Raw genomic sequence first — 18,667 nt, 5'->3', positions numbered from 1 at the left:
GTTCCTCGGCCTCTCCGACATGGAGCCGACGCGCGCAGCGGCGTCGGCTACTGCGCCTGCAAGTCAACATGGAGACATCTCGCAGCCCATCGGCCGCGGCTTGGGCTGCGCACCTCTTTCAAGGATGGGTGCCGACGTGCCGCCGAACTGAACCAGCAATGCCGTAGGCCGGCACCAGAACCTATCGTGGGAATGTTCGATGGACGCCTCCCACCTCAGCCCCGACCTGCACCCTTCCCCGTTCGACAACCCGGTTATCACCATGTTCGAAATTGGGCTCGTGCATGGGGCGGCACGATCCGCTGATCATGACCCGTCAGACGCAGCGGCGGCAGACCCAGTTTGAAATCGCCGGCGCCCAGGGGAGGACAGTGCAGATGAATTAAAATTAAAGTCGCTCCTTTTCAGTGACATATCGGGAGCCCCTCTGGAATAAGATTTTCGCAAACAGTTCGCGATTTTCTTCCGTTCCCGCACGGGCGATCTATATGAAGAAGACTCTGTTAAGGGCGCACAGTACATCACCCGTCTGCTGGATTGCGTGCGTCATGCTGGTCTTGCATGGGCGGGCTGATCGGCTCGTGTTGGGCATGCGATCCGGGTCGCATCAACTTATATCCGGCAGCTCCATGACGGCTGGCCACAATCCTGCATACACATTGACCGTTCGGGGGCGTAAAAGTGGACCACACTAGGCGGGTCATCGCCGCTCCAGGGCCTGTCATCGCGGGCGAGTGGCCAGAGGTAGCCGGTTTTTGTCGTGCCGCGCCCCGGATCCAGCACCGGGGCTGTCGGCTCATCTATGAACAGCTTACTTGATCGCTTCAGATGCTCAGCCAGCCGGTCGACGATGGGCTTCAAATGGAACGCGGCTTTGCCAACCCAGTCCGCCAGCACGGCACGGTGAAGATCAAGGCCCGCCTGCGCCAGGATCTGGCTTTGGCGACACAATGGAAGATTGTCGGCATACTTGCTGACCGGCACAGGGGCGAGCGTCGCCTCTGTCGGCGGGCCACCCATCAGATAGCTGGGCGCCGGAGCCTGGGTCACTCCGTCGGCGCAGGTCCGGCAGGCATACTTTGGGCGCACGGTGACGATGATGAGCAACTGGGCCGGCAAGATGACCAGCCGTTCGCCGCGGTCTTCACCGATCTTGTGCATGACGCCACAGCCGCAGGGGCAGACCAAGCTGGCGGTTCGATGACTTTTTCGATACGCGGCAGCGCGGTCGGCAGGTTGCCGATGGTGCGCTTCGGCGCGGGCCTGGTCGCCCCGTCACCTGCTTTGGCAGCACGGGTTTCCTTTTCCGCCTCGACCTCGGCCAGCGCGATGGACAGGTCCTCGAACGCCAGTTGCCGTTCATCTTCAGTCAGCTTTTCTGACCGCTCTCCATGCAAGGCATGGTTCAACTCGGCAATCAAATGCTCCTGCCGCCGGGTGATTTCCGTCAGCGCTGCCACGGTTTCCATCAACGCCAGCACCGCCGCGCGTTGCGCGGCAGGGATGGTGGAAAGGTCGATGGCGGGGGCGATCTGCATGGACAGGAGTTACCATGAAACCCCAACAAAAACACGCCAAACCAATCGTTTGATTCACTCTGACGCAGCTGGCAGGCGGGTTTCCAGCGCCTTCAATTTGCGCCAGTCGAGCCCGGCAAACAGCGCCTCGAACTACGCTTGATTCAGCGCCATCACCCCATCCTTGATCCCTGGCCATCTGAAGGTAGCATCCTCCAGCCTTTTGTAGGCCATCGGGTTTGGCAAACACTGAGACGAGTTCGCATTCCTCCGACACCACCCTGAGCGGCCCAGTTCCGCGCAGGCAACTTCGCCCTCCCAGGGGTTGAAGTCCTTTGGGAAAGGCCCTTTCTCATCGCAAAGAAGATGCCCCTCGAAGGTCGGAATAGGCGTTTCAGTCCCATTCGTCTCGCGGATTGTGGTTGCCTGTATCCACGATGTAGGGCGAGCAAAGTGAACATCCATTGGATTGGTGCTCAGCCATGCTTGATCATCACATGGCGGACAAAGGTGTAATCCTCCAGCGCGTAAGAGGACATGTCCTTGCCGTATCCCGACTGCTTGATCCCGCCGTGGGGCATTTCATTGACCAGCATGAAATGCGTGTTGATCCATGTGCAGCCATAGCGCAGCCGCGCAGCCGTGCCCATGGCGCGGCCCACATCGCGGGTCCAGACCGACGAAGCCAGCCCGTAATCGCTGTCATTCGCCCATGCCACGGCATCATCGACATCGGAAAACGGCGTGACGCTGACCACCGGCCCGAACACCTCGCGCCGGACAATCTCGTCGCTTTGCAGCGCCCCTGCCACCACAGTCGGGCGGTAGTAGAAGCCTTGGTCCATCGTCTCGCCGCCGGTGGTGATGGTGATATGGCTCTGTTCGCGGGCGCGGTTGACGAAACTGGCCACGCGGTCGCGCTGGCGCTGGCTGATCAGGGGGCCGATTTCATTGGTGCTATCATCCGCCGCCCCCAGTGTGATCGAGGCGGCGGCCGAGGTCAGATCTGCCACCAGATTGTCGAACACCTTGCGTCCGGCATAGACGCGGCAGGCGGCGGTGCAATCCTGCCCCGCATTGTAAAACGAAAACGCCCGCAGCCCTTCGACCACCGCCGCGATATCGGCATCATCGAACACGATGACCGGGGCCTTGCCGCCCAGTTCCAGATGCGTGCGCTTGACGGTTTTCGACGCGGCGTCCAGCATCTTGCGGCCTGTAGCCACATCGCCGGTCAGCGAAATCATGTCAACTCCAGAGTGATGGATTAGGTGGTTACCCACCGTCTGCCCGCGCCCTGGGACCACGTTGACCACACCTTCGGGCAGTTCCTCGGCCAGAATTCGCGCCATTTTCAGCGCGGTCAGCGGGGTTTGCTCCGAGGGTTTGAACACCACCGAATTGCCCCCCGCAATCGCAGGGGCCAGTTTCCAGGCCATCATCATCAGGGGGTAATTCCACGGCGCGATGCTGGCCACCACACCAATAGGATCGCGGCGGATCATGCTGGTGTGACCAGGCAGGTATTCGCCCGCAACCTGCCCGTGCTGGGTGCGCACCGCCCCGGCGAAAAAGCGGTAGCAATCGACAATGGCCGGAATTTCGTCGTTCAGCGCGGCATTGATCGGTTTGCCGCAATTGAGGGCCTCAAGGGCGGCGAAGCCCTCGGCCTCGGCCTCGATCCGGTCGGCAATACGCAAAAGCGCTGCCGCACGTTCGCCCGGTGTGGTGCGCGACCAGCCGTCGAACGCCTTGCGTGCAGCGGCCACGGCGCGGTCAACCTGCGCGGTCGAGGCCTCCGGCAGATCCAGAATCAACCTGCCCGTGCGCGGGTTCAAGATGGGTTCGGACGTGTCCTCTCCGGCCTCGAAGGCCGAGCCGATCAGCATGGTCGTGTCGATGGTAGTCATGGGAACCTCCCTTGGGTCATTTGCCGCCGCCTGCGGTTTCCGATCCGCCGCGCGTCAGGTAAAAGGCGATGAGAATGGGTACAAAAGTGGTGACGAAGACGGCAATGGCGACGACATTAGTCACCGGCCGCTGGCGAGGGCGCACAAGTTCATTGAGCATCCAGATCGGCAGGGTGCTTTGCTGACCTGCGGTGAAAGTGGTCACGATCACCTCGTCGAAGGACAGCGCAAAGGCCAGCATCCCCCCCGCCAGCATGGCCGAGCCCAGATTGGGCAGCAGCACATGGCGAAAGGTCTGAAACCCGTTGGCACCAAGGTCCAGCGAGGCCTCGATGATCGACCCCGACAACCGCCGGAACCGCGCCACCGCGTTGTTATAGACGATCACGATGCAAAAGGTCGCGTGGCCCAGAACGATGGTCCAGGTGGAAAACGGGATTTCCATGATGGCAAAGGCAGATCGCAGCGACATGCCGGTGATGATGCCCGGCAGAGCGATGGGCAGGATGATCAGGAGCGAAATCTGGTCGCGGCCAAAGAACGACGCCCGCGCCATGGCGGCCGCGCACAGCGTGCCGAGCACCAGCGCCATGGCGGTGGAAATCACCGCCACCTTGAGCGACAGATACAAGGGCGGCCAGATATCGGCCCGGTTCCAGGCCACGGCGAACCACTGGGTGGTCAGCCCCGGCGGCGGGAACTGATAGGTGCGCTCGTCGGTGGTGAATGCGTAAAGGAAGATCAGCAAGATCGGCAGGTGCAGGAACAAAAGCCCGCCGATGGCCGCCGCCTTCAACCCCCAGCTTGCGCGGTCAGAGAGCATCGAACGCCCCCTTTCTGCGGGCTATGGTCAGATAGACCAGCATGATGAGGATGGGCACCACCGCAAAGGCCGCCGCCAGCGGGATGTTCCCCGCAGTGCCTTGCAGCTGATAGACAGCCTGCCCGATCATCCGCGCCGAATTGCCGATGATCTGCGGCACGATGTAATCGCCCATGGTCAGCGAAAAGGTAAAGATGCTTCCCGCTATCACCCCCGGCAGGGCCAGCGGCAGGATCACGGTGCGAAAGGTCTGGAACTGCGTAGCGCCAAGGTCGCTGGAGGCCTCGAGCATCGAGGTCGGCACCCGCTCCAGCGACGCCTGCATTGGTAAGATCATATAGGGCAGCCAGATATACAGGAACACCATCCATGTGCCAATATAGCTGGTGGATAGCGAATTGCCCCCCACTACCGGCAGCGCCAGAATACCGCTCAGGATGAACGACGCCCCGATGGAATCCACCGCCCAGTTCAGGATGCCTTCCTTGGCGAGGATCAGTTTCCAAGCATAGACCTTGACCAGATAAGACGACCACAAGGGCAGCATGATCCCCAGATAGAACATCGCCTTCCAATGCCCACGCGCATAGCGGGCCGCGTAATAGGCAATAGGAAATCCGATCACCGCCGCCCCCAATGTGACCATGGCCGCCATGGTCAGCGTGCGAATGATGATGTCCATGTTTTGTGGGCGGAACAGTTCGGCATAGGTGGCCAGCGTGAATTCGCGGTTGATAAGCCCGGAAAATTCGTCAATCGAATAAAAGCTTTGCAGCAAAAGGGCGGCCAGAGACCCCAGATAGACCACCCCCAGCCAGATCAGCGGCGGGGCCAGCAGAAGGGCGGTGAACAGGCGCGGATGGCGCCAGAACAGCGCGCTGACCCGGTCGCCGGGGCCACGCGGGGCAAGGATGGCGGGGCGTGTCATTCGTCCTCCATCACATGCAAGGCGTCCGGGGCTAGGTCGATGCACACGCTGCTGCCGGGTTCGGGGCAAGGGCTGCCGGCAGGCACCATCACCCCTAGCACGCCAAAGGGCATCTGCACCGTCACCCGAACCGATGGCCCCAGATAGCGCAGGCCCGTGACCGTGCCGCAAAGGGTCGCACCTGCGGCGGGCACAAGGCGCAGTGCCTCGGGGCGAAGGCTGGCGGTTACCTCGGGGCCGCCAAGGGCGCGGGTCATGGCCGGGTCCAGCACATTCGACGATCCGACAAAATCGGCGACAAACCGGGTCCGCGGCCGGGCATAGACATCCGCCGGGCTGCCGATCTGGGCAATCTTGCCATTGTTGAACACGGCCACGGTATCAGCCATGCTCAGCGCTTCGGACTGGTCATGCGTGACAAAGACAAAGGTGATGCCAAGGCGCTGTTGCAGGGCCTTCAATTCGTCTTGCATCGCTTCGCGCAGCTTGAGGTCCAGCGCGCCAAGCGGTTCGTCCAGCAGCAGAACCTGCGGTTCATTCACCAGCGCCCGGGCCAGCGCCACGCGCTGACGCTGCCCGCCCGACAACTGGGCCGGCTTGCGGTCGCCGTAGCTGTCCAGCTTGACCAGCGCCAGCATTTCTTCGGCCTTGGCATGGCGGGTGCGGCGGTCCACGCCCTTGACCATCAGGCCATAAGCCACATTGTCGCGCACGTTCATATGCGGAAACAGCGCGTAATCCTGAAACACGGTGTTGACGTTGCGCAGGTTGGGCGGCACGCGACCGACATCCTGACCAAAGATGCGGATGGTGCCGCCGGTCGGGCGCTCGAAACCGGAAATCAGCCGCAGGCAGGTGGTCTTGCCGCTGCCCGAAGGGCCCAGCATCGCAAAGAACGATCCTGCCTTGATCGACAGATCAACCCCGTCCACCGCGCGGACGGTGCCGAACAGGCGGCTGACGGATAGGAATTCGACGGCGTTGGTCATGAGGAGTGTCCGGCTTCTGGCGGGTGTCCCCATTCCCCTCCCTCCCCAACAAGGGGGGATGGAGGCGCCGGGGCCGCAACCCGGGGCGCAAGGGGCAAGGCGGGCGGCTCCCCTCCCCCTAGTGGGGAAGGGGTGGGGGACGCGATGGCGGCTCAGCGCCCACCGATCACCCCGATGTAATCGGACACCCAGCGGTAATAGGGCACACATTCGCCTTGGCTGGCGCATTTCGTGACCGGGGTGGTCCAGAAGCGGATCTTTTCGAAATCGTCAAAGCCATTCTTGGTGCAGCCTTCGGCGGTCTGCATCCCGCGACCGTCGGTGCAGGCGGCAGGCACCACCGGGTTGGCCCCGAACCAGACCGAGAGATCGGCCTGAAGGTTCGACGACAGCGTATGTTCGATCCATAGATAGGAACAGGTTGGGTTGGCCGCATCCACATGCATCATGGTGGTGTCGGCCCAGCCGGTTGCACCTTCTTGCGGGATCACCGAGGCCACCGGCACGCCGTCGCCTTGCAGCAGGTTCACCTGGAACGGCCAGGTCCCGGAAGCAGCCATGCCTTCGTTCTTGAAGTCATCCATCTGGATGAAGGCATCATGCCAATAACGTGCCGTCAGCGTGCGCTGCACGCGCAGAAGGTCCAGCGCGGCCTTGTATTGATCATCGTTCAACTCATAGGGCGAGGTAATGCCCAACTCGGGCTTGTGGAACATCAGATATTGCGCGGCATCGGCGACATGGATTGGCCCATCATAGGCTTGCACCCGGCCCTTGTTCGACTTGCCGTCGGGAAGGGTCATTTCCTCGAACACAACGTTCCAGCTTGTAGGCGGGCTGTCGCCGAAAACCTCGGTGTTATACATCAACACATTCGGGCCCCATTGATAGGGAACCCCGTAATGCACGCCATCCACAACATACCAGGGCGCGTTCTTCAGCCGCTCGTCCACCGTATCCCAGCTTGGCACTAAGGACAGGCTGATCGGCTGAACCCGCTTGCCCGCCACCAGCCGCAACGACGCATCGCCCGAGGCGGTGACCAGATCGAACCCGCCTTCGTTCATCAGCGCCACCATCTCGTCCGAGGTATTGGCGGTTTTCACATTGACCTTGCAGCCCGAGCTTTCCTCGAATTTGGTCACCCAGTCGAAAGTCTCGACCGTCTGGCCACGTTCGAGATAGCCGGGCCATGCGACGATATTGACCTGACCCTCGGGGGCGCCGAGGGCTGTCACCTGTCCCAGTGCCGGCGACAGGCCGATCATCGCGCAAAGCGCGGTCGTTCCAAGCAATCGGATCGTCTGCATCATAGTGCTCCCTGTTGCTGGCCCATCTGCGGGGGCCCGATTGCAAGAGGATCAGGCGCAGCGCTTTGCTTCGCAATATCAATATACAGAACGTCATTATCGGTAAAACCGATGGATCAGCGTCCCGACAATCCTGCTTGCGCTGCCTTGATGAAATTGCGCGCCGGGGACGACAAGGGCGCGCCGCGCCGCCAGACGAGCCCGACCTGCACGGTCGGCAGATCGCCCGAGACATCGCGGATGTCGATCCGGTCGCCTTCCAGAGACCACGGTCGGTAGACCATGCCGGGCAGGATCGCCAGCCCCGCCCCGGTGGCAACAAGGCTGCGCACAGCCTCGACCGAGCGGGTGCGGAAGGCGATGCGCGGGCGTACCTGCATGGCATCCATCAGGGCGCGCATCGAGCCTTCGATTTCGTCCACCATCAACTGGATCAAGGGCGCGCCCGACAATTGCTCGAGAGAGATGGACTCTGCCTGTCCCAGCGAATGCCCCAGCGGCAACCACAACCGGTAGGGTGAGACCATCAGCGTCTCGACATGCAGCGCCATGCGGTCGCGGATAGAGGAGGTCAGCATCACCGCAACATCCAGTTCTCCCCCGATCAACAGATGTTCCAGATATTCACCGCTGTCTTCGGTGACATTCAGATCCACCCGCGGATGCGCACGACGGTAACGCGACAGGATATCTGACAGTACATAGCCCGCGACCAGCGTCGTTACCCCCAGAGCCAGACGGCCGGCTTCCTGTTCGGCCTCGTCGCGGAAGGCTTGCCGGGCGTTCGCAACATCCGCAAGAATTTGGCGCGCGTGGCGCAGGAAAAGATTGCCGCGATGGGTCAGTTGCAGGCCCCGCGCCAGCCGGTCGAACAGACGCACGCCCAGATCGTTCTCAAGCGACTGGATCGCCTCTGTCACCGAGCTTTGCGAGATCGACAGCGCGCGCGCGGCCCCCGAGACCGAACCCTGCTCGGCGGCGGCGACGAAGAATTGCAACTGACGCAGGGTGAAGGCCATGCGGTGATAAGACACCAAAGCACCGCGCGCGACAAGCAGCCGGATGACCGGTCCGGGCGCGGCGGGCTTGCGCAGGGCGTTGTTGCACAACTCTGACTGTCGAGGATTCACAACGTAAATCCATGCGGTTAGACGAGCTGTATGAGCGAGCCATCCCCTACCCGCTACCGCACGACGAACTGGTCGAGCTACACTGCCTCGCTTTGCAGGCGCGGTTCGCTGTTGATCTGGCTGGACAAGGACATGATCTGGCTCGCGCCGCCTGACGGCAGCCCCGGTCGCCCTGCGGTCTTTTCGGATGCCGCGATCCAATTCTGTCTGACGATCAAGGTGCTGTTCAAGCTGCCGCTCAGACAGACGACCGGGATGGTGGCCAGTTTGCTGAAGTTGGCAGACTTGGACTGGGCCGTGCCTGACTATACGACCCTGTGTCGGCGGCAGAAAGCTCTGGCAGTCCAGATCCCGTATCGGCGCGCCGATGGGCCGCTTAACCTGCTGGTTGACAGCACCGGCATCAAGTTCCTGGGCGATGGCGAATGGCAGGCGCGAAAGCACGGCGTGCAGGGCCGCCGCCAATCGTTGCCCGGCAACGGTTTGCCTGCAAACCGTGAGAGGGCGCGCAAGGTCCATCTGGCCATGGATACGGCCACTTCGCACATCCGGGCGGTGGAGTTTACCTCCAGCAGCGATGGCGACAGTAGGGTCTTGCCAGACCTGCTGGACCAGATCCCTGAGGGCGAAGATATTGGAACGGTAACCGCCGACGGCGCCTATGCCACCCGCCGCTGCCACACTGAACTGATGCGGTGGATGCCCCCACCCCCACGGCATCACGTATGCCATGATGGTTTAGTAGGAACCGAAGGGAGGGCACAGCGATGACGACACCGATCAACATGCTGGCAATCGACTTGGCGAAGGGCAGTTTTCAAGTCTGCGCAATCGGACGGGATGGGGCGGTTCTATATAACCGTATGCTGTCACGGTCCCGTCTGGCGGCTCTACTGGCCGAGCAGCAATCCTGCATCGTGGCGATAGAAGCCTGCGCCACGTCACACCACTGGGGCCGTGTGGCGCAGTCTCATGGTCATGAGGTGCGCTTGGTTCCAGCGGCGTATGTGAAGCCGTTTGTCAACCGCCAGAAAAACGACAAGGCGGACGCTGAAGCCATTGCGGAGGCGGTGGCGTTCCGGACGCACGTAGGTGATGGACTCAAAGCTGAAGCTCCCGCCGAAGGTGCATGCCATAGCTTGACCGTGGAGCACCGCGCGTGGGATATAATTCTCGCCTCCGCATAGCACGCCGATCAACGGCTATGCTGATCTTCGTAGAAGTTCTTGCCTGGCAAAGGACACAAGGGGACAAGGCTCTTGTGGACTCGAAAGAGATCAACTTGCACCGAGAACGCAGCAGAACCCACTTAAGGGCTGCGCGACACCCGCTTAATTCAAGTCAGAAACGGCCATTCCGGCTTCGATCCGTGCCATAAGGGCATTGCACTGATCAGGCCATTCCGCACTACGCACGTCGATCCATCGCATTCCGGCGGCCTCTGCAGCCTGAATGCCCTGCTCGCTGTCTTCAAGCACAAGGCAATCGCGTGCCGCCGCCCCCAGCCGCGCAGCGGCAATCTGGTAGAGGTCGGGAGCGGGTTTGGGCAGGGGTGCATCTTCCACCGTAATGATCGCGTCAAACAGGTCCAGCAGCGCGGCCTCACGCAGAAATGCCCGCGCGATCTCGCCTTCGCTGTTGGTCACCACCGCAACTGGCAAGACCCCGGTCGCAGCCCGCGCCAGCGCCGCCACCAGCGGGTTTTCCCAGGCCTGCGCTGCCAGCATCACCGTCAGCGCCACACTGTCGGCCACAAGGCGCGGCAGATCGGCGGCGACGCCGAAATCCGCCATGAACCGCTCAAACAGCCGGGTCCGGTCCAGCCCGGTCAGCGACATGTACCAGTCGCGCGGCATCTCCAGCCCCTGACGCTGCATCGCCCCTTCCATACCGGTAAAATGCAGATCGGCGGTCAGCAGCAGCGTGCCGTCGCAATCGAACAAAATGGCAGCAGGGGCCGTCCGGGTGGCTATGTCATCGTTGTGCGGCATTGGCATCGTCGGGCTTTCTGAACAGGGTGAACAGCACACCTGACAACGCGTCGGCGGTCAGGGGCTTGTGAAGCGTGGCGATCCGCCCCGGAAAGTGGGGCGACAGCGGGTCAACCTGTGGCAGGTGGCCGGAGACTACGATGGCGCGCGCCTCGGGCCAGCGGGTCAGCGCGGTTTCGGCCAGACGCCAGCCATCGACCCTTCCGCCAAGGGTCAGGTCGGTGACGATCAGCGCCACGGGGTCTGACATCTGAAGCAACGCCTCTGCGGAGTCCCCTGCCAGCAGCAGGGTTTCTGCCAGCGGGGTCAGGAACCCGATGGCGGCTTTGCGGTCCGCCGCATCATCCTCAACCAGCAGCACGGTTGCCAAAGCAGGGGCCAGCAGAGGGGCTTGCCCCCCCCGCGACAGCGGCAGCGTCAGCCGCACCGTGGTACCCTCGCCGGGTGCAGAGGTGATGGCGATATCGCCATCAGATTGCCGGATAAAGCCGTAGACCATGGCAAGACCCAGCCCCGTGCCTGTGCCATCGGCCCGCGCGGTAAAGAACGGCTCCATCGCATGGGCCAGCACGTCGGGCGGCATGCCTGCACCGGTATCGGCCACCTCGATCACCGCCTGATCATCTTCTTGAGACACGGTCAGCGTGACCCTGCCCGCGCCAGCAATTGCTTGACCGGCGTTCAGGCACAGGTTCAGGATGGCGCTTTCCATCTGCCCCGGATCGACCCGCACCGGCAGGGGCGTCGGGGAAACATGGACTACCAGCTCCACCCGGTCCGACAAGGCAAGGCTGACCAGATCGACAAGCCCGTCGACCAACCCCGGCAGGTCCAGCAGCTCCGGTTCCAGATGCTGGCGGCGGGCAAAGGCCAGCAGGCGCCCGGTCAGCGCGCCGCCCAGATCAACGGCCGAGGCGATGGTCTGGCGCAGCATCGCCTGCCGTTCCGGCGGAGCTGTGTCCATGAGGTGCAGACTGCCAGAGATGGTGGACAGGATATTGCCGAAATCATGCGCCACCTCGCCCGAGACCTTGCCGAGCGCCTCGATCCGCTGGATCTGGCGCAGGCGGTCTTCCAGCTGCCGCCGCTCGGTCGCGTCGGATATCAGCACCACCGACCCGCCCTTAGGCAGCGAGCTTTCCCGCAGCTCGGTATGGTGACCGCCGCCGAGTGACAGGGTGCCAACCCCGGCCTGGGGCGCCCCCGGCTGCCAGCCTGCCTCGGCGACAACGTCCGCCAGCCGGGGGCGGCCGGACAGGCGCGCGGGGTCCACCCGCAGCACCGGCGCAAGGCGCGCGTTCTGCGCGACGATCTGCCCCTGATCCGACAGAATGGCCACCCCGTCGCTGATGCCCGCCATCATGTTTTCATAGAGCGCCGTGCGTTGCGCCATCTGCCGATGCGAACGGTCCAGCCGCAGCGCATTGGCGCGGAAGGTGCGGAAGGCGTGGAACAATTTACCAATCTCATCCCCCTGCCCTTCGCCGCGCGGCAGCTTTGTCTGCCGGTCGCCAGCGGCAAGGCGGATCATCGCATCCGAAATCGCCCGCAGATTGGCGGTGACATAGCCCGAGACATACAGCGCCGCCACCAGCGCCAGCGCGGCACTGGCCAGCACCACGACCAGCAGCGTGGATTTGGCCAGCGCGATGGCCGTGGTGGTGCTGGCCCGTTCCGCCGCAATCGCCGCTTGCGCCAATGTGGTGGCGGCGGCGGCATGGGCGGTGACGGCAGCGGCCCCCCGTCGGATGCGGACCAGCGCCGCCTCGGCCCCGATCTGGCGGGCGAGTTCCAGACGGCGCAACTCGAACAGGCCCTCCGAGCCTTCGGCTATGGCCCTCATGCGGTCCAGCTCTGCCGCCTCATCCGCCGGGCGTTGCCCGGTCAGGCGCAGGGTCAGGCGGGTGTATTCGCGCTGGAATTCCCCCACACCGACCAGATTTTCTGCCCGCCCCGCCCCCAGCAAGGCAGCAGCCGTGCGTTGCAGCACCAGCCAGTCCTGCCGTTCCTGCAACGGAGCGGTGGCGCGGGCCGATTGCGCGGCATAGCGGCGCTCTGCCACGGCAAGCTCGGCGTTCAACCTCAGGGTGCGGTCGCGCAGCCCGGCGCGCAGCGATGTGTCACGGACCAGTCCGGCAATCGCCTCGCGCGTCACGCCCAACGACTCGCGCAGCGGGTCCTCTGTGGGCAGACCCTCCAGCAGCTCGTCGACCAGCGCGGTGGCCGCCTGCCCTTCCTGCGCGATGCGGAACGGGCTTTCCAGCGTCAGCAGATATGGGGCCAGCGTCGCCAGATCCGCTGCCTGCTGTGACAGGGTCAGCGCAGAATCAACCCCGGTCAGGGTCTCGGCCAACAGACGGTCCATCCGGTCATTGCCGCGCGTCAGCGCGCCCCAAGCGATCACCCCCACGGTCAGCACCGCCACCGCCAGCAGCGCCAGCGCCACCAGCAGGCGGCTGCGGACGGACACCCGTTTCATGTGGCTGTACCAGTGACAAAGATATAGCCCTGCCCGCGCCGCGTCTGCAGATGCACGGGCTTTGACGGCACCGCTTCTATCTTGCGGCGCAGACGCAGGATCAGCACGTCGATGGTTCGGTCCATGTATTGCGACAGATCATTGCCCAACTCGGTCAGCAGTTCGGTGCGCGGGATGATGCGGCCCGGATGGCGCAGGAAATAATCCAGGAGCCGGTACTCGGCATTGGTCAGCGCAATCTCGGCCCCCGCAGAGTCGAGCAATTCGCGCCGGGTCTGATCCAGCCGCAAGCGCCCGAAGGCGTAGAGAGTGCTGCCGCTGCGATCGAAGGGCTGCACGCCCGGATGGCCCGCCCGGCGCAGCACCGCGCGCAACCGCGCGATCAGCTCGCGCGGGTTGAAGGGCTTCATCATGTAGTCATCGGCCCCAGTTTCCAGCCCGATGATCTTGTCCATCTCGTCGCCGCGCCCGGTCAGCATCACCACCGGAATCCCCGTGGTCTCGCGGATGCGGATGGCAAGGGTCAGGCCGTTTTCGCCGCGCAGCCGCAAATCGATCAGCGCAAGGTCAACTGCAGGGCGCGGGCCTAGCGCCAGAAACGATGCCCCGTCCGCCATCGGCAATGGGCTGAAGCCGTTGCCGGCCAGCAGGTCGGCCACCGTGCGGCGCAGGTCGGCGTCATCGTCAATGATGGCCACGACCGGGTCTTTGCCCAAAGGCATCTCCCCGTGCGGCATGGAAGCCTGTTCCATTGCCATATCCTCCCTGCAGCCATGATGGCCAAAGTAGGGGACGGCGCAATCCTATTACGGTTAGCAAAGTTTCTGATTTGGCGGGGTTTTGTAACACTGTTCATCAAATCATCGGCGCGCGGACATGTTGTTAACCCTGATCCTCCTTCGCCTGATGGCAGATCTCGTGCCAGTCTTCCCCATACCGTCGGGGAGAGGCGGTTTATCTGGGAGGATGATAATGAACGTTTCGATGATCAGTGCGCTGGCACTGGGCACGGCCATGGCCGCAAGTGCGGTGTCGGCACAAAGCCTGAACGTGGTCTGCTCGAACGAGCAGGCGTGGTGCGATCTGATGGCGCAGAACTTCAAGATCGACACCGGCGTTGATGTGGCGATGGTGCGCAAATCTACTGGCGAAGTGCTGGCGCAGATCCGGGCCGAAGCGGGCAACCCCAAGATTGATGTCTGGTGGGGTGGCACAGGCGATCCGCACCTGATTGCCGCCAATGAAGATCTGACCGTGGCCAGCGGCATCGACGTATCGGGTCAGCTTGGCTGGTCGCAGAACATGACCGAGATGTCGGGTGGTAAGGCCGTGGGCGTGCACGTCGGGTTGCTGGGCATGCTCTATAACACCGACGTGCTGGCCGAAAAGGGTCTCCCTGCGCCAGCGTGCTGGAAGGATCTGGCCAAGCCGGAATACAAGGGCGAGGTGACGGTGTCGAACCCGCAATCCTCGGGCACCGCCTATACCCAGCTTGCCACGCTGGTGCAGCTGTTCGGCGAGGACGAGGCATTCAAGATGCTGGCCGAAATCGGGGCCAACGTGAACCAGAACACCAAATCCGGTTCCGCCCCCGGCAAGATGGCCGCGCGCGGGGAAACCACCATTGCGGTCGGCTTTATGCATGACATGGTGAACCTGAAAAAGCAGGGCTTCCCGGTTGAAATCGTGTCACCCTGCGAAGGCACCGGCTATGAGGTGGGGGCGGTTTCGGTGATCAACGGCACGCCGAACCTTGAGGCGGCAAAGCAGTGGGTTGAGTATGTGATCAGCGCTGACGCGCAATCGGCCGGGCTTGAGGTGGGCGTGTTCAACATCCCATCCAACCCCGAAGCCTCGACCGATCCCGAAGCGCCCGACATGGCGGCGGTCAAGCTGATCGACTATGATTTTGCCACCTATGGCTCGTCTGAAACGCGCGAGCGGTTGCTGGCGCGGTGGGAAGCCGAAGTGAAATCCAAGGGCGGCAATTTCGAGGAATGATTGCTTGACCGGCCCGCCCCCACATTGGGGCGGGCCATTTTGCCGTCACGGCAAGACTTCCAGGAGATTGATGCAATGCGGCGTACGGCGGGGCTTTGGCTTTTGGCCGGGCTGGCGGGCTATGGCCTGCTGCCTTGGTATATGGTGGCTGGGGGCTTCTGGTCCCTTGGCTGGTTGGCACAGATGGGCGGCGAGGCGCAATCAGCGCTGCTTTGGTCCACAGGCGGGCGGGGCTGGCTGTGGCTGCCACTGTTCGGGTTTGCTGTGGCCGGGGCCAGTCTGTTACTGGCGCGCGACCAACTGGCAATGGCGCGCGGGCTGGTGATTGCCGGGGCGCTGGGACTGGCGCTGATGGCGGCGCAGGGGCTGTTGATCCTTGGCAACAGCACCCGGCTGGGGCTGATGGAGGGGGCCACGCAACCCGGTATGGGCGCAGGCGCACTGGTGGTTGCGGCAGCGTTGCTGTTCCTGCTGACCACCGGCATCTCGGGCCTTGGTCGTGGCCGGGGCGATGCCTTCATCACCGGGATGATCGGGGCTATCGTGGCGCTGGTCGGCATCTTTGTGTTCTACCCAATGAGCTTTATCTTGCTGCGCGCATTTGAGCTGCGAGGCGGCGCGGGGCTGGGGGTCAGCGAATTTCTGCCCCGGTTTCTGGCGGCGGAAATCTGGTCGCCCGCCTGCCTGACCGGCAGGGGCTATTGTGGGGCCGCGCTCAATTCGCTGATGCTCGCGCTTGCCACCGCAACCGGCACCACGCTGATGGGTCTGGCCTTTGCGCTGATCTTCACCCGCGCCAATTTCCGCGCCAAGAAGCTGCTCCGCGTGCTGACTATCCTGCCGATCATCACCCCGCCCTTTGTCATAGGACTTGTGTTGATCCTGCTGTTTGGCCGCGCGGGCACCATTACCGAATTTTTTGCCTATGCCTTCGGCTGGGAAAAGACCCGCTGGCTGTACAGCTTCTGGGGGGTCTGGTTGGCGCAGATGCTGTCCTTTACCCCCATCGCCTTTCTGGTGCTGATCGGCGTGGTCGAAGGCGTCAGCCCCAGCATGGAAGAGGCCAGCCAGACGCTGGACGCCGACCGCTGGCAAACCTTCCGCTTCATCAGCCTGCCGCTAATGCGCCCCGGCCTGGCCAATGCCTTCCTTTTGGGGTTCATCGAAAGCCTTGCCGATTTTGGCAATCCGCTGGTGCTGGGCGGCAATTTCAACGTGCTGTCGACCGAGATCTACTTTGCCATCGTCGGCACCGTGGCCGACCCTGCCAAGGCGGCGATCCTGTCCCTGATCCTGCTGTCGCTGACGCTGGGCGCGTTTCTGGCGCAGCGCAAATGGCTGGGGCGCAAGAACTATGCCACGGTGACCGGCAAGGGCGATTCCGGGCGCAATGCCGCGCTGAATGACGGGCTGCGCTGGACCTGCTATGCCGTGGCGCTGCCATGGGCTGCGTTCACGCTGGTGCTTTACGGGCTGATCTTCTTTGGCAGTTTTGTGAAGCTGTGGGGGTATGACCACACCCTGACATTCGAGCATTACACCCGCGCTTTCGGGATCGTCTACCGGAACGGCATCCACTTCACCGGGGCGGCGTGGAGCAGCTATTTCACCACGCTGACCATCGCAGCCATCGCAGCCCCCCTCACCGCCGCCGTCGGTCTGGCGACCGCCTATCTGCTGGTCCGGCAGAAGTTCACCGGCAAGGATGCTTTTGAGTTTTCCACCATGCTGTCCTTTGCCATTCCAGGCACGGTGATAGGGGTAGCCTATGTCATGGCCTTCAACTTCCCCCCAATTGAACTGACCGCAACGGGGCTGATCCTAATCATCGTCTTTGTGTTCCGCAACATGCCGGTGGGTGTGCGCGGCGGCATCGCGGCGATGAGCCAGCTGGACAAATCGCTGGATGAGGCGTCGATCACGCTGGGGGCCAATTCGGCAACCACCCTGCGTCGGGTGATCCTGCCGTTGATGGGGCCGGCGATTCTGGCAGCCCTTACCTACAGTTTCGTGCGGGCCATCACTTCGGTGTCTGCGGTCATCTTCCTTGTCTCGGCCCGCTATAACATGGCGACCAGCTTTATCGTCGGACGGGTAGAGAACGGCGAATTCGGCATCGCCATCGCCTATGCCACCGTACTGATCGTGACCATGCTGGCCGCCATCCTTACCCTGCAACTGATCATCGGGCGGCGCAAACTGCGCCGGGCCGACCGCATCGAAGCCCATTGAAGGAGGATGCCATGAAAGGCTCTGTCCGGTTCGAGAATGTCACCAAGAAATTCGGCGATGTGCTGGCGCTCAAGCCCCTGTCGCTGGACATCACCCCCGGCACGCTGGTCACCCTGCTTGGTCCCTCGGGCTGCGGCAAAACCACGACGTTGCGGCTGATCGCGGGGCTGGAAAGCGCCACCGAAGGGCGCATCCTGATCGGGGGGGAGGATGTGACGCATCTGTCGGCCACCTATCGCAAGGTGTCGATGGTGTTCCAGTCCTACGCGCTGTTCCCGCATATGACGGTGCTGGAAAACGTCGGCTACGGGTTGTCTGTCAAGGGCATGTCAAAATCCGAGGTGCGCGACCGGGCTGAGGCGGGGCTGGAAACGGTGGGGCTGAAAGGTTTTGGCGCGCGGCTGCCGTCGGAACTGTCGGGCGGCCAGCAACAGCGTGTGGCCGTCGCCCGCGCCATCGTGCTGGAACCCGAAGTGCTGCTGCTGGACGAGCCATTGTCGAACCTTGACGCCAAGCTGCGCCGCCATGTCCGCGAGGAAATCCGCCAGATCCAGCAACGCCTTGGCCTGACAGCGGTGTACGTGACCCATGATCAGGAAGAGGCGATGGCGGTTTCAGACCGGATCATCGTGATGAAAAACGCCGAGATCGCGCAGGAAGGCACGCCGTTTGATCTGTACGACCGCCCGGCCAACGCCTTTATCGCCGATTTCATCGGCGACGCGAACCTGATTGAGATTGAGGTCACCAAACCCGGCACGCCAACCGAAATTACGCTGCTCGACCGCCAGCTGACGCTACCGCTGACCAGTCATCAGGCAGGCCCGGCCAGAATGGTGCTGCGCCCGCATCACATTCAACTGTCGCGCGATCCGGCCCCGAACCACCTGCCCGCCGAGGTGACCTATGCCGCATGGCTGGGCAACTCGGTGCAATACACCCTGTCTACCCGGGTGGGGTCGATCTTTGCCATCGGCGCGCCGCAACCCCTGCCCTTCCGGCAGGGCGAGACTGTGCATGTGGGTTTTGGTCTCGACGATGTGAGGCTCGTTCCAGCCTGAGGAAGGCCGGCCAAGGAGGAGCCACCGCGTGATCGAAGGTAGACCGGATACCAATTGGCAGTTCTACGCGGCCTTATTGCGCAGACTAGGTCATCGATGGGCTTCCGCGTCCGCAGGCAGACTCATCCCAAAGCTTCTGTGACGGTTCTACAAAGTGAATAGATGGGGTGGTTGCCGTCCGCCCCCGTATCCGCAGGCTGCATCTGTGCGATGCTTGTCCTGCAGCACATTCAGTGGAGGACGGTCTATGAAGGATATGATCATTGGCGTGGACTTGGCTAAGCGCATTTTTCAGG

15 protein-coding genes and 2 pseudogenes are annotated in these 18,667 nt (G+C 62.9%); 6 read left to right on the top strand and 11 right to left on the bottom strand.

What is annotated here, in order from left to right; all coding sequences use genetic code 11:
* Positions 1 to 199 precede the first annotated feature (199 nt).
* Positions 200 to 346 (top strand): hypothetical protein, encoded by a 147-nt coding sequence (locus Q8K08_RS14095; RefSeq protein ID WP_304804406.1) that lies wholly within the window; start codon positions 200 to 202, stop codon positions 344 to 346.
* A gap of 266 nt (positions 347 to 612) precedes the next feature.
* Here the strand turns inward: Q8K08_RS14095 and Q8K08_RS22000 are convergent, their stop codons facing one another.
* From Q8K08_RS22000 to Q8K08_RS14060, 8 genes are all read right to left on the bottom strand, one after another.
* Positions 613 to 1,161, bottom strand: a complete 549-nt coding sequence (locus Q8K08_RS22000; RefSeq protein ID WP_370870552.1) for a transposase — start codon at positions 1,159 to 1,161, stop codon at positions 613 to 615.
* Positions 1,047 to 1,538 (bottom strand): hypothetical protein, encoded by a 492-nt coding sequence (locus Q8K08_RS21995; RefSeq protein WP_370870551.1) that lies wholly within the window; start codon positions 1,536 to 1,538, stop codon positions 1,047 to 1,049. The genes Q8K08_RS22000 and Q8K08_RS21995 overlap by 115 nt, the downstream gene beginning before the upstream one ends.
* A gap of 455 nt (positions 1,539 to 1,993) precedes the next feature.
* Complete coding sequence (locus tag Q8K08_RS14085; RefSeq protein WP_305250466.1) at positions 1,994 to 3,418, bottom strand: gamma-aminobutyraldehyde dehydrogenase; 1,425 nt, start codon at positions 3,416 to 3,418, stop codon at positions 1,994 to 1,996.
* Between the two features lie 25 nt (positions 3,419 to 3,443).
* Entirely contained in the window at positions 3,444 to 4,250 is an 807-nt protein-coding gene (locus Q8K08_RS14080) for an ABC transporter permease (RefSeq protein ID WP_304803800.1), read from the bottom strand.
* Positions 4,240 to 5,178: an ABC transporter permease gene (locus tag Q8K08_RS14075; protein ID WP_305250465.1), complete on the bottom strand. Its 939-nt coding sequence runs from the start codon at positions 5,176 to 5,178 to the stop codon at positions 4,240 to 4,242. The genes Q8K08_RS14080 and Q8K08_RS14075 overlap by 11 nt, the downstream gene beginning before the upstream one ends.
* Positions 5,175 to 6,167, bottom strand: coding sequence for an ABC transporter ATP-binding protein (locus Q8K08_RS14070; RefSeq protein WP_305250464.1), 993 nt, complete (start codon positions 6,165 to 6,167; stop codon positions 5,175 to 5,177). Before Q8K08_RS14070 ends, Q8K08_RS14075 begins: the two co-directional genes overlap by 4 nt.
* 152 nt (positions 6,168 to 6,319) lie before the next feature.
* Positions 6,320 to 7,477 carry an ABC transporter substrate-binding protein gene (locus Q8K08_RS14065; protein ID WP_305250463.1) on the bottom strand — a complete coding sequence of 386 codons (1,158 nt, stop codon included), beginning with the start codon at positions 7,475 to 7,477 and terminating at the stop codon, positions 6,320 to 6,322.
* A 116-nt stretch (positions 7,478 to 7,593) separates the two neighbouring features.
* Complete coding sequence (locus Q8K08_RS14060; protein ID WP_305250462.1) at positions 7,594 to 8,607, bottom strand: LysR substrate-binding domain-containing protein; 1,014 nt, start codon at positions 8,605 to 8,607, stop codon at positions 7,594 to 7,596.
* A gap of 30 nt (positions 8,608 to 8,637) precedes the next feature.
* On the opposite strand from Q8K08_RS14060, the pseudogene Q8K08_RS14055 reads away from it, so the two are divergent.
* Both Q8K08_RS14055 and Q8K08_RS14050 read left to right on the top strand, forming a co-directional pair.
* Positions 8,638 to 9,300, top strand: a pseudogene (locus Q8K08_RS14055) (IS5 family transposase); the annotation flags it as partial.
* Positions 9,301 to 9,374: 74 nt separating this feature from the next.
* Positions 9,375 to 9,677 (top strand): annotated as a pseudogene (locus Q8K08_RS14050) (transposase); the annotation flags it as partial.
* 261 nt (positions 9,678 to 9,938) lie between these two features.
* Here Q8K08_RS14050 and Q8K08_RS14045 read toward each other — a convergent pair.
* The 3 genes from Q8K08_RS14045 to Q8K08_RS14035 are packed head-to-tail and all read right to left on the bottom strand — an operon-like array spanning position 9,939 to position 13,829.
* Positions 9,939 to 10,604 carry an HAD family phosphatase gene (locus Q8K08_RS14045; protein ID WP_304803788.1) on the bottom strand — a complete coding sequence of 222 codons (666 nt, stop codon included), beginning with the start codon at positions 10,602 to 10,604 and terminating at the stop codon, positions 9,939 to 9,941.
* Entirely contained in the window at positions 10,582 to 13,077 is a 2,496-nt protein-coding gene (locus Q8K08_RS14040; RefSeq protein WP_304803786.1) for an ATP-binding protein, read from the bottom strand. The genes Q8K08_RS14045 and Q8K08_RS14040 overlap by 23 nt, the downstream gene beginning before the upstream one ends.
* On the bottom strand, positions 13,074 to 13,829 hold the full coding sequence (locus Q8K08_RS14035) for a response regulator transcription factor (protein WP_322573442.1): 756 nt from the start codon (positions 13,827 to 13,829) through the stop codon (positions 13,074 to 13,076). The genes Q8K08_RS14040 and Q8K08_RS14035 overlap by 4 nt, the downstream gene beginning before the upstream one ends.
* Before the next feature lie 220 nt (positions 13,830 to 14,049).
* On the opposite strand from Q8K08_RS14035, the gene Q8K08_RS14030 reads away from it, so the two are divergent.
* From Q8K08_RS14030 to Q8K08_RS14020, 3 genes are all read left to right on the top strand, one after another.
* Complete coding sequence (locus Q8K08_RS14030) at positions 14,050 to 15,078, top strand: ABC transporter substrate-binding protein (protein ID WP_304803784.1); 1,029 nt, start codon at positions 14,050 to 14,052, stop codon at positions 15,076 to 15,078.
* A 75-nt stretch (positions 15,079 to 15,153) separates the two neighbouring features.
* The gene (locus Q8K08_RS14025; RefSeq protein WP_305250458.1) at positions 15,154 to 17,310 is read left to right on the top strand and encodes an iron ABC transporter permease; all 2,157 of its coding nucleotides are present in this window, start codon (positions 15,154 to 15,156) and stop codon (positions 17,308 to 17,310) included.
* Positions 17,311 to 17,321: 11 nt separating this feature from the next.
* Positions 17,322 to 18,371, top strand: coding sequence for an ABC transporter ATP-binding protein (locus Q8K08_RS14020; protein WP_305250457.1), 1,050 nt, complete (start codon positions 17,322 to 17,324; stop codon positions 18,369 to 18,371).
* Positions 18,372 to 18,667: the final 296 nt, after the last annotated feature.

It is taken from the genome of Pseudotabrizicola sp., from assembly GCF_030684215.1.
Classification (GTDB): domain Bacteria; phylum Pseudomonadota; class Alphaproteobacteria; order Rhodobacterales; family Rhodobacteraceae; genus Pseudotabrizicola.
Note: the sequence above shows the minus strand (reverse complement) of the source record. Positions and strands in the feature narration are given on the sequence as shown.